Consider the following 14,912-nt stretch of genomic DNA (forward strand, 5'->3'; position numbering starts at 1 on the left):
TTATGGCACAAATTCAAAAAGCAAATGGCATTATTGATTGGCTAGATCAAAGACTAGCAGTTAAGCCTTTAATGAAAGTCTTAATGACAGAATATTGGATTCCAAAAAATATCAATTTTCTATGGGCAATGGGTGTTGTTTTGGTTGTTTTATTTACGCTTTTAGTGGTTTCTGGTTTATTTCTTTTAATGTATTATAAGCCTGATACAAAACTTGCTTTTGATAGTGTAAATTACACTATTATGCAAGAAGTGGCTTATGGTTGGCTTTGGAGACATTTACACGCAGTGAGTGCTTCTATTTGCTTCTTAATCATCTATATCCATATGTTTGTCGCAATTTATTATGGCTCTTATAAGCAGGGGCGTGAGATGATTTGGATTACTGGAATGGTTCTTTTTGGATTATTTTCTGCTGAAGCATTTAGCGGTTATATGCTACCTTGGGGGCAAATGAGCTATTGGGCAGCAGCAGTTATTACAAATCTCTTTGGCGGAATCCCTGTGATTGGACCAGATTTAGTTGTATGGATTCGTGGAAACTTCATTGTTGCTGATGCAACACTTACAAGATTCTTTATGTTACATGTTGTTTTGCTTCCTGTTGTAATTATGCTTGTCATTGCTGTGCATTTCTATTCTTTAAGAATCCCACATGTCAATAATATGTATGGTGAAGAAATTGATTTTGAAAAAGAAGCAGAAAAATTTAAAACAGGAAATAAAAAAGAATCCAAAGTCATTCCATTTTGGCCTATGTTCTTATCTAAAGATTTCTTTGTAGCAAGCTTCTTTTTAGCAATTTTATTTTATCTAACTTGCTACCATTATAGTTTCGCTTTAGATCCAATCAACTTTGATCCAGCCGATCATTTAAAAACACCTCCGCACATTTACCCAGAGTGGTATTTCTTATGGAGTTATGAAATTTTACGTGGATTTTTCTTTAGTGCAGATTTAGGACTTATCGCATTTGGAATCGCAAATGTTGTTTTTATCTTACTTCCTTGGCTAGATCGCAGTAAAGTTGTTGCACCGGCACATAAGCGTCCGGGCTTTATGATTTTCTTTTGGCTATTGGTTGCTGATATGATTATTTTAACAATTTGGGGCAAACTCCCTCCAACAGGAATTAATGCCTACATCGGTTTTGTGGCAACAATTGTATTTTTAGTGCTGCTATTTGTATTCTTGCCAATCATCACTAAAATTGAAGATAAAAAGCAAGCATAAGGAGTAGGTATGAAAGAGTTCTTAGCATTAATCATTGTTGCGGTTATTACAGGAATTATTTATTGGGGAGTTGAACCTTTTGCACACGGACAAATGTATCCAGAAGTCACCCCTGCAGACTATACTTTTGCAGATTTAAAGCCCCTTGAAACAAGTGAAGGCAATATCGCAAATGGTAAAGAGTTAGTGAGCGCAAACTGCACCGCTTGCCACTCTATTAAAACTGAAGGATTAGAATCTCCATTCAGCCCTGAAGACGCTGTTGCAGCATATGGAGTATTGCCACCAGATTTGTCCTCTGCTGGACTAATTTATGAAAAAAACTTCTTATCTAATGTCATTAAGGATTCCGCAGTCGCTACAAAACAAACACATAAATACAATGGCACACATCCAATGCCAGCGTATAATTGGATGAGCGATCAAGAAATTGCAGATATGGTTGCATATCTTCAAAGTATTGCGCCAAAAGAATTAAGCGATAAAGAAGTCTTTATTGATGCTTGTGGGCGTTGCCATAATGTGCGCTACGATAATTGGCAAGCAAACGGAGGTGTTGTAACTTATTTGGGAGCAAAAGTCCCTGATTTATCTATGATGATTCGCAGTCGCAATATGGAATATCTCCATAATTTTATCAACGATCCACAAAAAATTCTTCCCGGAACTGCAATGCCACGCGTTGGTTTAACACAAAATGCAGAAAATCAAGTGATTTCTTATATGGAATCTGTGGGAGATAGCAAAAAAGAAGAGAGAGAATCTCTAGGTTACAAACTTGTTATCTTTATGGTCTTTATGGGTATCATCGCATATCTATGGAAGCGCAAAATCTGGAAAGATGTGCATTAAGGACTTAGCAAGGGTTCCCCTTGCATGAATCCTAAATTAATCATACAAACCTTTCAATTTAGGGTTTACTCTTATCTTATGTTCTATGTCAATCTTAACAATCTTTTCTATAAAATCCAAATCTATTTGTGGTAAATCTTTTGTTTTTGTTAAAATCACAGAATCACGCACATTTTTTTGCACTACTTTAAAAGCATTAAATCCTGCAAGATAAGCAGAATACAACATACAAGAGTTTTGGCTATAAGTTGTTATAATCACGCTATCACTGCTTAACATATAAAGCATTTTGAAATATTCATAAGTCCATAAATGATGATTTTTCAGAGGACTAAAAGGATCTTGAAAAACCACATTAAATTTCTCTCTTTTGCCTTCTTTAATCTCTTGTAAAAAGACTCTTAAAATCTCTCTTGCATCACCTAAATGCAATCTAATTTTAAAATTCTTATCTTTAAATTCACACTCATTTTCTAAAGCATTAATCATCTCTTTAGCACTTTCTAATTCTTTAGGATAAGGATGTTTTTTTAAGTCTTTTAAAAATTCTAATTCAGGAGAATCCACACACACTTCTCCACTAAACCCGTATTTTTTAATCACATAGTGCAAACCTATCACATTAAATCCAAGCCCAAAGCAAATATCAAGCACATTTAATGTTTTGGATTCCAACTTTTTAAAATCTAACCCCAAAGAAATCGCTGGCAAAATATGTTTGCAAAGCGTTTCTTGTAATGCACCATCATTTGTGTTATGATAAGATTCTTTAAAGCGCGAATTATAGAGTGTTACACTTGTATCTTTTGTGAAAATCTGCATTTCTTATCTTTTTTAGTGAAAATTAACACATAATTCTATACAATTTCACCTATTTTTATCCAAAAGTGTTGCATAAATAGCCACTAACACGAGGAAACACAATGGGTTTTGCAGATTTTTTTAAAAACTTTACCAAAGAAGAAAAAGAAAGAGCTTTACCAAAAGAAGCTCCAAGCCACTGGGTAAAATGCCCAAGCTGCAATGCTTTAATGTATTATAAAGAAGTGATTGCACAGCATTACACTTGTCCAAAATGCAATTTCCATATGCGCATAGGACTACAAGATAGAATCGCTTTAATGTGCGACGAAGGTAGCTTTAAAGAATTTGATAAAGATTTAAGCCCAAATGATCCACTGGATTTTGTAGATAAAAAAAGCTATAAAAAACGCGTTGAAGAATACGCAACTAAATGCGGACGCCCTAGCTCCATTATCAGTGGAGAATGCACAATTAATGGAATAGGAGCACAAATCGCTCTTTTTGATTTTAATTTTATGGGAGGATCATTTGCTTCGGTGGAAGGAGAAAAGATTGTGCGTGCTATTGCAAGATCCATAGAAAAAAAGCAAGGACTTATTATTGTCAGTGCTAGTGGTGGTGCTAGAATGCAAGAATCCACCTATTCTCTTATGCAAATGGCAAAAACTTCTGCTGCTCTAAATGCACTAAGTCAGGCAGAACTTCCTTTTATTTCTGTGTTAAGCGACCCTACAATGGGGGGAGTAAGTGCCTCTTTTGCTTTTTTAGGTGATGTTATTATGGCAGAACCGGGCGCAATGATAGGCTTTGCTGGAGCTAGAGTTATTAAACAAACTATCGGTACAGACTTGCCACAAGGCTTTCAAACAGCGGAATTTTTACTATATCACGGACTTATTGATATGATTGTGCAACGCAAAGATATGAAAAAAACCATTGCTCAAATCTTGGAGTATTTCACAAGCGCAAAATCCTATGATAAAAATTAATATTTATTATATTGCCAAAAACAATAAGGATATAAGTGATTCGCTTTGTGAAGAATTTGCCACTCTTTGCCTAGGATTTGGGACCAAAGTGGAGTTTATCAATTTATTTTCTAAACAAATAAAAGATTCTCAAAAACACGAAGCTCTTGAAGCGCAAAAATCCTACACACAGGCTTTTTTAAAAGTTACAAAACCAAATGTTTACAAAATCGCTCTTACACCAAATGCTAAAACTTTGGATTCCTTTGCTTTTGCAAAAACACTTAAAGATAAAGGTGAAATTGCGTTCTTTATCGGCGGTGCTTATGGGCTTGAAGAAGATTTTATCCAAAACTGCAATACAAAAATTTCACTCTCTCCGCTAACTTTTAGTCATAAAATCGCTAAAGCTGTGCTGAGTGAACAAATTTATCGTGCGTTTTGCTTAATCAATAATCATCCATATCATAAATAAGGGGAAGTTAATGCGACAAGAGGAATTGGATCACTTTAAACAAGTTCTACTACAAAAACGTCAAGCAATTTTAGATAATAACTTAGAACACCGAAAATCAATGGAAAATATGCGTGATTTATCCTTTGATGAAGCTGATCAAGTTGCAATGCATATGAAAAATACATTAGATGGCTCTATTTTTACACGCCACAACACAGATCTTCAATACATTGAATCTGCTCTTGATAAAATTGAACAAGGATCTTATGGAATTTGTGAAATGTGTGATGAACCCATCGCAAAAGAGAGATTAAAAGCAAAACCACATGCAAAATATTGTATAGTATGTCGCGAAATTGTGGAAAAAAGCTCAAAGGATTAATATGAAATTTAAATATTACATCGGTGCATTATTTGTATTTATCGTTCTTTTAGGTCTTTATGTGTATAGCATAAGTGGAGAAAGCTACACCTTTATGATTCCATTTAGCACAAGAAGTATTACTTTGCCCGTGGCGGTTTGGTATATTTTGCCTGTTGTTGCATTTTTTATTGTTGTCGTATTTTTGGAAGTGGGCGGTGCTTATAGAATGTGGCGCAAACGCACAAAATACAAAAATGACTATAAAATTTTACTTGAACAATTAGAAAACCAACTTCTAGAAAAGGATTCCACACTCAAGCAACCCACAATGAATCGCTACAAATCGCTCTCTATTTTGCTAAATAACTTGACGCTTGATATTAAAGAAGGTGTTGCCTTGAAAAGTGGAGAAACTAGAATTGATGAACTTATTGAGTTATTAGGCGATTTAAAGCGTGGAGAATATGTGAATTTAAAAAAATTTAATCCTAACGAAAAATCCCATTTTGTGCATCAAAACACTCTCAATCAAATCCAACACGACGAAAAATTCGCCACAGAAGTGCTAAAGCGTTCAAGCTTTGATGAAACATACAAGCGTGCCGCCTTTAAAAAATTACTTCAAAGTGATAACCTAAAAGACATTAAACGCTTTGTTGGTGAAGTGAAATTTAACAAAGATTTAGCAAACGCTGTGCTTGGAATGTGTTATGCTAAAAAAATGGATTTTAGTAACGAAGAAGTCGCTAAACTTTGCGCTGAAGTTGGATACAGCAAACAAGACTATTTAATGCTTGCTCAAAAAATGAAAGAATGCTATGATCCTTCAAGTTGGGTAAGTTTATTTGAAGAATTAGCAAACAAAGATGAAAATGCCGAAATTGCATATTTTTATGTTCTCTTAGAGCTTGAAATGATAGAAGAAGCAAAGGAACGCCTAAAAGCACACCCAGATAATGAATTGCTAAAAGTGCGTGCATATTTAGACCTAAAAAGTCTAGGTAAAAAATATCCCCTTGAATTATTTTTACTAGATTAAAAGTTGGAATCTAAAATAGATTCCAACTTTTTACTATTCACCATATCCATATTTTTCTACGATAAAGTCAATATCCTTATCTCCTCTACCGCTAAGATTTACTAAGATTTTTTTACCCTTTAATTCTGGAGCAATCTTTAGTGCGTAAGCAACAGCGTGGCTAGACTCAATAGCTGGAATAATTCCTTCATTTTTGCTTAACTCAAAAAATGCGTTAATGGCTTCTTTATCTAAAATTGTCGCAACCTTTGTTCTTTGGATAGTGTTTAAATAAGCGTGTTCTGGTCCAACGCTTGGATAATCAAGCCCACTTGCTACACTATACACAGGTGCTGGGTTGCCATTAGAATCTGCTAGCATTATTGAATTAAATCCGTGCATTATACCTTCACTCCCATAACTCAAACTTGCAGCGTGTTGTCCCAATTTACTACCTATCCCTAAAGGCTCAACTCCTACTAACTCCACACAATCATCAATAAAACCACTAAAAATCCCCATTGCATTACTGCCGCCACCCACACAAGCAGTTACAATATCTGGCAATTCTCCTGTCATTTCTAAAAACTGATCTCTAGATTCCACACCAATAACAGCTTGAAAATCACGCACCATTTTAGGAAAAGGGTGTGGTCCTACTACAGAACCAATTGCATAAATAGAATGTTCTAAATCTTTTAAATATGCTTCAAAAGCAGAATCCACCGCTTCTTTTAATGTTTTTGCCCCAAAACTAACAGGGACAACCTTTGCTCCTAGAATTTTCATTCTCACAACATTTGGATGTTCTTTTGCAATATCAATTTCTCCCATATGAATTTCACATTCTAATCCAAAATATGCAGCCGCAGTTGCCAATGCCACACCGTGTTGTCCTGCTCCTGTTTCAGCAATTAGCTTTTTTTTGCCCATAAATTTTGCAAGCAATGCTTCTCCCATACAATGATTTAACTTATGCGCTCCTGTATGATTTAAGTCTTCTCTTTTTAAATAAATCCCAGCACCACCATATTTTTTTGTCAAATTATGCGCAAAATAAATCGGTGTTGGACGTCCTTGAAAATGCTTTCTAATCTTTCGTAATTCTGCAATAAAATCACTATTTTGCGCAATTAAATCATAAGCAATATTGATTTCTTCCATTGCCTTTTTAATCGCATCTGGCACAAAACTTCCACCAAAACGACCAAAAAAACCATCTGCGTTTGGAAACTCCTTTAGATATGGCTTTTGTTGCATATTTTCTCCTTATATTTTTCTCTTTGTTGTTAGCTTCATCATCCAATTATTACTCCAACCAAATAACACCAAGATATAAAACACTTTACGCACTTCAAAATACGATTCTCCATTAACAAATCTAAACTCCCCAAAAAACATCACAAAACATACTACAAGCAATAAAAAAATATTAAAATATTCATAAGAGTCCATATTGCTATAACGCTTAAAACAATAATATCCAACGAAACAAAGCCCTAAGATAAACAACACCAAATCTAAATAGCCATAAACCCCACTTTTAAAAAAAGGTGTAACAACAAATCCAAAAAGCGTGCAAACAATCACATTAAAGCTTGGCTGCGTAAGTTGCAACACTTTACCAATAGTGCTTTTATCAAAACTTAAATTTGCTAAATAAATCACAGATGGAAAAAATACAAAAAAACAATAAAAAATATAATCTGTAATTATTTGATACAGATTTTTATAAAAGGCACTTTCTCCACTTAATGCAATAGAATCTTTTAATGAAAAAATATCCAAAAACACGCGATTTAACAAAAACATCTCACTATAAAGCAAAAATAAAAATACACACAACACAATTCCAATAACAACACTATACATTTTTGGTAAATGGCTAATATAAATACGCACAATATTAAAGACTGCCACAATCACGCTACAAACTAGCAAAACGATTCCAATATTAAAATACACTCCAAAAGGCTGTGTTGTTAAGCGAAACATTTGCCCAAACTCATCAAAAGAATTCGTTAAAACCAACATTAAAATCGTAAAAAGTGCCAACACAAAATACAAAGAAGCGAACACCAAATACGGAACAGTAATTTTACGCATTTTTTAACCTTTATGGATTTTTTTGAAAATACCCATCTACACCATCAGCAATTCCTAGTGCAAGGGCTTTTTGATAGGGGCTTTGATTGATACGCTTACCTTCTTTTGGGTGCGTAGTATAGCCAACCTCTAAAAGAACAGAAGGCATTATCGCACCCACAAGCACCCAAAATGGACCTTCTCTAACACCTCCATCAACAACTTGTTGAAATTTCCCGCGCAAAGATTGCAACATTCCATATTGAATATCAATGGCAAGCTTGTTAGAAGCTATAATGCGCTGAGTATTTAAAGTATTTAAAAATGATTGTTTAGAAAAATAATTCATCACTTCTGTATCGTCCTTATTTTCTAAAGCGGCGACTTTTTTAGCACGCTCACTTCTAGCAGTAGAAAGAAAATAACTCTCCACTCCTTCAAATTTCACTTTATTTTCAGCAATAGCATTTGCATGAATAGAAATAAATAAATCTGCATTTTTATTATTTGCAAAACTTGTTCTTTGGCGCAATCCAATAAATACATCTTTTTGGCGTGTCATAAAGACTTTATAGCCACGCTTTTTAAGCTCATCATTTAAATATTTTCCAATCTTTAGCACAATGGTTTTTTCACAAACTTTCTCAACTCCCATAGCTCCACAATCTTTGCCTCCGTGTCCGGGATCTATAACAACAACTTTATTTCTATTAGTAGAAGTTTTTTTAGGAGAAGTATTGATTTTAGATTCCGTCTTTTGTGTGTTTTTTCTTTCAAAGAGAGCGGCAATAGAAATATTATCTGCTTGCATTTTTAAATTTGGAATCTTAAAGCTTGCGCGCTTCTTATCCACATCTAAATCAATTTTTGCACTCTTAGGCAATGTAATTACAAGACGCACTTTTTCTTTAGAGTTTTGCGCAATTTTAATATTCACATCATCTTGAAAATCAAACACTCTTGCAGAACCTAATAATTCCGCATTAATATCATACACATAACGCACAATACCCTTGTTTTCTAATACAAAACGTTTAAAAGCGTTTTCTTTAAGATTTACATTAAAATCTAGCGAAACTCCATTTTGCAGTTGTTTAACCGCTATGATTTTTAAATCTGCAAAAAGCAGAGTTGAAAAAAAACAAAACGCAAAAATTAGGCGCATCATTGACTTAATTCATTAATGATTTCTTGAACACTTTGGATTTTTTCTATTTTATATCCATTTGCTCCGGTAAAATACAAGCCATTTTCTGGATCACCTAAATACCCATCCCCTAATCCATCTGCAATACAGTATCCTACCTTTTTAGCTTCTTCACCTCTGTGGCAAGGAGCAACACAATTACTAATACAAGCAATCTTAGATTCTCTTCCTTCTCTTAAACCTTTAATCACACCTGTAACAACTGCGCGTGCTGGATAACCAACAGGAGATTTAATGAGTTCTATATCTTCTTTAGTAACCTTTGGCATTAGTGTATTATAGTAGCTTGCATCACATTCTTTAGCCCCTAAAAATCTTGTCCCCATTTGCACACCATTTGCCCCAAGATGCATAATATTATCAATATCTTTTCTATCCCAAATTCCACCAGCAGCAACAAGTGGAATCTCTCCCCATTTTTTGCTTTCTTCTAAGACTTCTGGCACAATGGCTTCAAGTTGATGTTCTGGCTTAAAACAATCCTCATAACTCACTCCTTGATGTCCGCCACTTAAAGGACCTTCCACAATCACAGCATCAGGAATTCTTTTATATCTACCCTCCCATCGCTTACACAAAATCTTTAATGCCTTAGCTGAAGATACAATCGGTATTAAAGCAACATTTGGAAAATTGCTTGTAAATTCTGGCATATTTGTAGGCAATCCAGCCCCTGTGATAATCATATTTGCTCCCGCTTCACAAGCATCTCTTACCACTCTTCCATATTCATTAATTGCATAAAGGATATTTGCCCCCAAAGGTTTTTCACCACAAATTTTTCTTGCGTTTTTAAAAATCTCAAACAAAGATTCCTTAGAATAAAAATTTAGCGTATCAAAAGGGCGATTTTTGATTGCTTTTTGGATAAATGCGCTTTTTTGATAATATCCCGTCCCAACACACGATATAATTCCCATCGCACCAGTCTTTGACACACTTCCAGCAAGTCTATCCCAGCTTATCCCAACTCCCATTCCACCTTGAAAAATAGGAATCTCTATTGTATATTTACCGATTTTTAAGGGTTTTAGCGTTGTCTTTGACATAAATTTCCTTTATTTTATAATCACTTTTGCAAATTTGCGCTTTCCAATTTGCAAGATATACTCACCCTCTTGCAAATTCAGCTTAGAATCTTCCACCTTCTTGCTATTAAGCTTCAATGCGCCTTGTTTAATAGCGCGTAATGCTTCAGAGTTAGAATCGCAAAGTCCGCATTCTTGAGCTAATTGTGCAATCCAAATCCCTTTTTCTTTAGTGAATACTTTTAAATCACTTGGCAATTCATCCTTGCTAAAAATTCTTGTAAATTCTTCTTTTGCGGCATTTGCAGCATTGATATCATAATAACGCGCAATAATTTCTAAGGCTAAATCTTCTTTTACTGCTTTTGGATGCAATTCTCCACTCTCAACGCCTTGCTTTAATGCAACAATCTCTTGCAGACTCTTTGCGCTTAAAAGCTCATAATATCTCCACATCAAAGAATCTGAAATACTTAAAAGCCTTCCAAACATCTCTTTTGGTTCTTGTGTAATCCCAACATAATTCCCCAAACTCTTACTCATTTTATTCACACCATCTAAACCCTCTAGCAAAGGCACCATCACCACAGATTGTTCTTTGTCTAATCCATAAGCACGCTGCAAATGTCTCCCCATAAGCAAATTAAACTTTTGATCTGTGCCGCCAAATTCAATATCACAATTTAATGCCACAGAATCATAACCTTGTAGAAGTGGATAAAAAAACTCTACAATGCTAATGGGATTTTGACTCTTAAAGCGTTTTTCAAAATCATCACGCTCTAGCATTCTTGCCACGGAGAATTTCGCTGCAAGCTCAATCATTCCACGCGTCCCTAAGGAGTCTAACCATTTAGAATTAAACACAATCTCCATTTTTGACGCGTCAAGCACTTTATAAACTTGCTCTTCATAAGTCTTTGCATTTTGCAAAACCTGATCTTTGCTTAAAGGCTTTCTTGTCTCACTTTTACCTGATGGATCTCCAATCATTCCCGTAAAATCACCAATGAGAAAAAATACTTTTGCGCCGTATTTTTGAAAAGTCGCTAACTTTTGCAAAAGCACAGTGTGCCCTAAATGCAAATCTGGTGCTGTGGGATCAAATCCTGCTTTAATTGTATAAGTTTTGCCTTCTTTAAAATATTTTGTTACAAGTTCTTTAATATAATCAAAACCTATAATCTCCTGCACTCCGCGTTCAATCTCTGCTAATGCTTCTTTGATTTTAAATTCCACATTCATCACTTCTCCTTAGTTTGCATACGCATCTTTTAGTGCATACACATCAATAATTTTATAATTGCTACCAAGTAAATTTTTAATTGCTTTTACATCTGTAATACTACTCTCAAAACGCACTTCACAATGCGTTGCATAAGTGCTTTTTTGCGATCCTAGCTCCACGCCTAATACATTAATATCTTGTTTAGCAAGAAAAGTTAAAAAGCTTGCAAGCACACCTTTTTGATTTTCTAATGCTACAATAAGCTTGTAAGTTTGTAATTTATCTTCTAACCAACCCACATAGAGCATTTTTACACCTTTTTGTATTTCTAAATACGCTCTATCGCAAAGTTTGTGATGCACAAACGCTTTAGAACCACTCTTAAAAGCAATAATAGAATCTCCAAATTTTGGATGGCAACAATAATCAAATACCGCTTGATTAATAGTGTGATTGGTTTGAATCACAAGATTATCAAAATGCAATTCTTTTAACTTTAAGATTCTAATTTTAATCTGTTCTAAAAACCCTGCATTTTGACGATAATCATTTTTAATACGATTTTTAATATCTTTTAAATAACTAATCTCTGTTGTTGCTCGATACACTATATCTTCTAAATTATTTTGCACAATATAGTTTTCAATTTCTTCTGCGCCTTTGCCAAAAATTGTAGCAAGAATATTAATCGCGCTTTTGCGTTCAATTTCTTTGATTCTACTAGCACAATTCATTTTTAATTGACTTTTTGCCCGCGAAGTTTTTACAGCATCTATCCAAGAACAGCGCAAAATTGTATCTTTTGCGGTAATAATTTTTACAATATCTCCGCTCTTAAGCGTTGTAAGAAGTGAAGTTTTTTGATTATTCACATAGGCTTCTTTAGCGCGATTTCCAATTTCTGTATGCACAGCATAAGCAAAATCAAGCACCACAGCACCAATGGGTAAAGAATAATTATCACCATCAGGAGAAAACACTACAATATCTTCTCTGTATAAATCGTTTTTCACAAGTTCATAAAATTCTTCAACAGAATTATTTTGAAATTGCAATTTATTTAGCCAATCCAAACTAGGACCACTATTTCCCCCTGTTTTATATTTCCAATGTGCTGCGATTCCATATTCTGCACTTTTATGCATATCTTCTGTGCGAATTTGCACTTCAAAAATTGCAGAATCATCAAAAAGTGTGCTGTGAATTGTTTGATAACCGTTTTCTTTAGGTAATGCGATGTAATCTTTAAAACGCGACATAATAGGCTTAAAGCGCAAATGTAAAATTCCAAGCGCACGATAGCATTCAAGAGGAGTTTTTACAATCACACGAATTGCCAATAAATCTAGCACCTCATCAATAGAAATTCCTTTGCGTTGCATTTTTAGATAAATAGAATAATGCCGCTTCACGCGACTAGAAATTGTAAAATCACCTTCTGGGATTCCACCTTGAATAAGACTTTTTTTGACCTTTTGAATAAAAGCATTAAGTTTTAATTGAATAGTTTGCTTATGGTTTTGAAAATATGTATCAATCTTTCTATAATCTTCTGGAAAAATATAATAAAAGCTTCTATCTTCAAGTTCATTTTTCAATGAAGAAATCCCAAGCCTATGTGCAATAGGAGCATAAACCACAAGCGTTTCTTCTGAAATTCTTCTTTGCTTATTTGGAGCAAGTGCAGAAAGTGTTAGCATATTATGCATTCTATCACAAAGCTTAACAACAAGCACACGAACATCTTTTACAGAAGTAATTAACATTTTTCTAAAACTTAATGCTGCAACAACTAGTTTTTCATTAGAATGAGAAGCAGGGAACTCTTCTGCGCGAATTGCAACAATTTTTGTAAGCCCATCAACTAAAGATGCCACATCTTCGCCATAATCACGCTTTACATCTTCTAGTGTATAATCTGTATCTTCTACGACATCGTGCAAAAGTGCAGCACACACCATCACTTCATCGCCACCAAAATAAGAAACAATACACGCTACAAGAAGTGGATGCACAATATAAGGCTCTCCACTTTTGCGCTTTTGTGTTTTGTGAGCTTCTGTGGCAAAAGTAATCGCATTTTGAATATTTGGTGTTATTTCCACCATAGAATACAATAACTCCAATGCCGTTTTTGGACTAGAAATTTCTGCAATCTGTTCTAAAAACTTCAAACTTTGCCTTAAAAAACTTTAAAAATCTTTAATCTGCACTTCTTCAATCTTATCTAAGCTAATTTTTCCTTCTGCAACCTCAAGAAGGGCAATATCAGAAAGTTTATTAACTTTTACATCTTTATTAACAAGTGGTTTTGCACCACGACTAAGCTCATCAATTCTTGCAAATAAAATATTTGATAGCAAATATCTATCTCCATTTACTCTATCTAACGCTACTGAAGCGATTTGTTCAATTCTCATTTTTTTCCTTTATAAATTAATTTAAAACTTTTGAGCAGATTGCACCAGATTCTCCTTGAATCACCTTTAGCAAATTTCCCTCACGCAACATATTACAAACAACAATTGGCAAATTATTGTCCTTTGCAAGTGCAATAGAAGTATCGTCCATTACTTTAATCTCGTCTTTTAAAGCCTGCTCATAGCTAATTCTCTCTAGCATTACTGCATCACTAAATTTCGCAGGATCTTTATCATACACGCCATCAACCTTTGTAGCCTTAATAATCATCTCCGCTTCAATTTCAATTGCACGCAATGTCGCTGCTGTATCTGTTGTAAAAAACGGATTCCCCGTTCCTGCTACAAAAATCACAACACGCCCTTTTTCTAAATGTCTAATTGCACGACGATTAATATAACTCTCGCACACTTCTTTAATCTCTAAAGCACTTTGCACACGCACATCAATACCATAATATTCCAATGCTTCTTGCATTGCTACACCATTAATCACCGTTGCTAACATTCCCATATGATCACCACTTGTGCGACGAATCAATCCACCTTTTGACGCACTTACGCCACGCACGAAGTTACCACCACCAATTACGATTCCAACTTCAATCTTATTTTCCACAAGCGTTTTAATCTCGCTTGCTAGATAATCTAAAATTTTACTTTCAATCCCAAAGCCACTCTCACCAGCCAACGCCTCTCCTGAATACTTAACCAAAACGCGCTTTGCCATTTGCTTTGCCTTTACTTTAATAATTACTTAAAATCCGCAATTTTAATCAAAACTTACTTAATAATCGTGTAAATTTCTAAAATCACTTGCCAATTTCATCATTTTTTTGGCGCAATTTTTGAATTTGTGTTTCTTGTAGAATATATGCTTTTTGTAAATGCAAGCTAGGACTATCCTTATCGGAATCCTTTTGTAAATCTCCTTTTAAATTGTCCTTACTTAAGCTTTCAAATTGTTCAAAATGCTCTTTTGCTCCTGTGTTTTCAAAGCGCAAATCCCCTAAATTCTTAGAATGCAACTCTTTACTTAAAGAATCCAAATGGCTTTTTAGATTCTTTTTTAGCTCTTTTTGCAAGGGAGTTTCTAACGCTTCTATATCTTCTGTTTTCTTTGTTTTTTCAAGCTCTAAGGTCTTATTGGATTCCATTTTCTCATCTTTAGATTCCTTATCTAGCTCCGCAGAACACGCCCCAAATAAAACAACAAAACACGCAATTAATAACCGCAAAACAAAGCCTT

General features: G+C 34.5%; 16 protein-coding genes. 6 read left to right on the forward strand and 10 right to left on the reverse strand.

Annotated features, from left to right (window positions below; translation table 11 throughout):
- The first annotated feature begins 2 nt into the window (after window positions 1-2).
- Both Q0358_RS04415 and Q0358_RS04420 read left to right on the forward strand, forming a co-directional pair.
- The gene (locus tag Q0358_RS04415; RefSeq protein WP_299547778.1) at window positions 3-1,232 is read left to right on the forward strand and encodes a cytochrome bc complex cytochrome b subunit; all 1,230 of its coding nucleotides are present in this window, start codon (window positions 3-5) and stop codon (window positions 1,230-1,232) included.
- Between the two features lie 9 nt (window positions 1,233-1,241).
- Window positions 1,242-2,084: a c-type cytochrome gene (locus Q0358_RS04420; protein WP_299547781.1), complete on the forward strand. Its 843-nt coding sequence runs from the start codon at window positions 1,242-1,244 to the stop codon at window positions 2,082-2,084.
- 36 nt (window positions 2,085-2,120) lie between these two features.
- On the opposite strand, the gene Q0358_RS04425 is transcribed toward Q0358_RS04420, so the two are convergent.
- The gene (locus tag Q0358_RS04425) at window positions 2,121-2,906 is read right to left on the reverse strand and encodes an MnmC family methyltransferase (RefSeq protein WP_299547784.1); all 786 of its coding nucleotides are present in this window, start codon (window positions 2,904-2,906) and stop codon (window positions 2,121-2,123) included.
- Window positions 2,907-3,007: 101 nt separating this feature from the next.
- Here Q0358_RS04425 and accD point away from each other — a divergent pair, with 101 nt between their 5' ends.
- Genes accD through Q0358_RS04445 form a run of 4 tightly spaced genes read left to right on the forward strand, consistent with a single transcriptional unit; the run spans window position 3,008 to window position 5,716 of the window.
- Entirely contained in the window at window positions 3,008-3,877 is an 870-nt protein-coding gene (gene accD / locus Q0358_RS04430; protein WP_299547787.1) for an acetyl-CoA carboxylase, carboxyltransferase subunit beta, read from the forward strand.
- On the forward strand, window positions 3,864-4,331 hold the full coding sequence (locus Q0358_RS04435; RefSeq protein WP_299547790.1) for a 23S rRNA (pseudouridine(1915)-N(3))-methyltransferase RlmH: 468 nt from the start codon (window positions 3,864-3,866) through the stop codon (window positions 4,329-4,331). The genes accD and Q0358_RS04435 overlap by 14 nt, the downstream gene beginning before the upstream one ends.
- A 10-nt stretch (window positions 4,332-4,341) precedes the next feature.
- Window positions 4,342-4,695, forward strand: a complete 354-nt coding sequence (gene dksA, locus Q0358_RS04440; protein ID WP_299547793.1) for an RNA polymerase-binding protein DksA — start codon at window positions 4,342-4,344, stop codon at window positions 4,693-4,695.
- Between the two features lies 1 nt (window position 4,696).
- A complete protein-coding gene (locus Q0358_RS04445) occupies window positions 4,697-5,716 on the forward strand; it encodes a hypothetical protein (RefSeq protein WP_299547796.1) in 1,020 nt (339 codons plus the stop codon).
- Window positions 5,717-5,749: 33 nt separating this feature from the next.
- Here Q0358_RS04445 and trpB read toward each other — a convergent pair whose 3' ends face one another.
- From trpB to Q0358_RS04490, 9 genes are all read right to left on the reverse strand, one after another.
- Window positions 5,750-6,955: a tryptophan synthase subunit beta gene (trpB, locus tag Q0358_RS04450; protein WP_299547799.1), complete on the reverse strand. Its 1,206-nt coding sequence runs from the start codon at window positions 6,953-6,955 to the stop codon at window positions 5,750-5,752.
- 9 nt (window positions 6,956-6,964) lie between these two features.
- Complete coding sequence (locus tag Q0358_RS04455; protein ID WP_299547802.1) at window positions 6,965-7,801, reverse strand: hypothetical protein; 837 nt, start codon at window positions 7,799-7,801, stop codon at window positions 6,965-6,967.
- A gap of 10 nt (window positions 7,802-7,811) precedes the next feature.
- Window positions 7,812-8,948 carry an N-acetylmuramoyl-L-alanine amidase gene (locus Q0358_RS04460; protein WP_299547805.1) on the reverse strand — a complete coding sequence of 379 codons (1,137 nt, stop codon included), beginning with the start codon at window positions 8,946-8,948 and terminating at the stop codon, window positions 7,812-7,814.
- Entirely contained in the window at window positions 8,945-10,036 is a 1,092-nt protein-coding gene (locus Q0358_RS04465) for a nitronate monooxygenase (RefSeq protein ID WP_299547808.1), read from the reverse strand. Before Q0358_RS04465 ends, Q0358_RS04460 begins: the two co-directional genes overlap by 4 nt.
- 9 nt (window positions 10,037-10,045) lie before the next feature.
- Window positions 10,046-11,260, reverse strand: a complete 1,215-nt coding sequence (gene tyrS / locus Q0358_RS04470; RefSeq protein WP_299547811.1) for a tyrosine--tRNA ligase — start codon at window positions 11,258-11,260, stop codon at window positions 10,046-10,048.
- Window positions 11,261-11,269: 9 nt separating this feature from the next.
- Complete coding sequence (locus tag Q0358_RS04475) at window positions 11,270-13,417, reverse strand: RelA/SpoT family protein (RefSeq protein ID WP_299547814.1); 2,148 nt, start codon at window positions 13,415-13,417, stop codon at window positions 11,270-11,272.
- Between the two features lie 18 nt (window positions 13,418-13,435).
- Entirely contained in the window at window positions 13,436-13,663 is a 228-nt protein-coding gene (locus tag Q0358_RS04480) for a DNA-directed RNA polymerase subunit omega (RefSeq protein ID WP_299547817.1), read from the reverse strand.
- A gap of 16 nt (window positions 13,664-13,679) precedes the next feature.
- Window positions 13,680-14,393 (reverse strand): UMP kinase, encoded by a 714-nt coding sequence (gene pyrH / locus Q0358_RS04485; protein ID WP_299547820.1) that lies wholly within the window; start codon window positions 14,391-14,393, stop codon window positions 13,680-13,682.
- Between the two features lie 82 nt (window positions 14,394-14,475).
- Complete coding sequence (locus Q0358_RS04490; protein ID WP_299547824.1) at window positions 14,476-14,901, reverse strand: hypothetical protein; 426 nt, start codon at window positions 14,899-14,901, stop codon at window positions 14,476-14,478.
- Between the last annotated feature and the right edge of the window lie 11 nt (window positions 14,902-14,912).

It is taken from the genome of uncultured Helicobacter sp. (assembly GCF_937893305.1).
Taxonomy (GTDB): Bacteria; Campylobacterota; Campylobacteria; order Campylobacterales; family Helicobacteraceae; genus Helicobacter_D.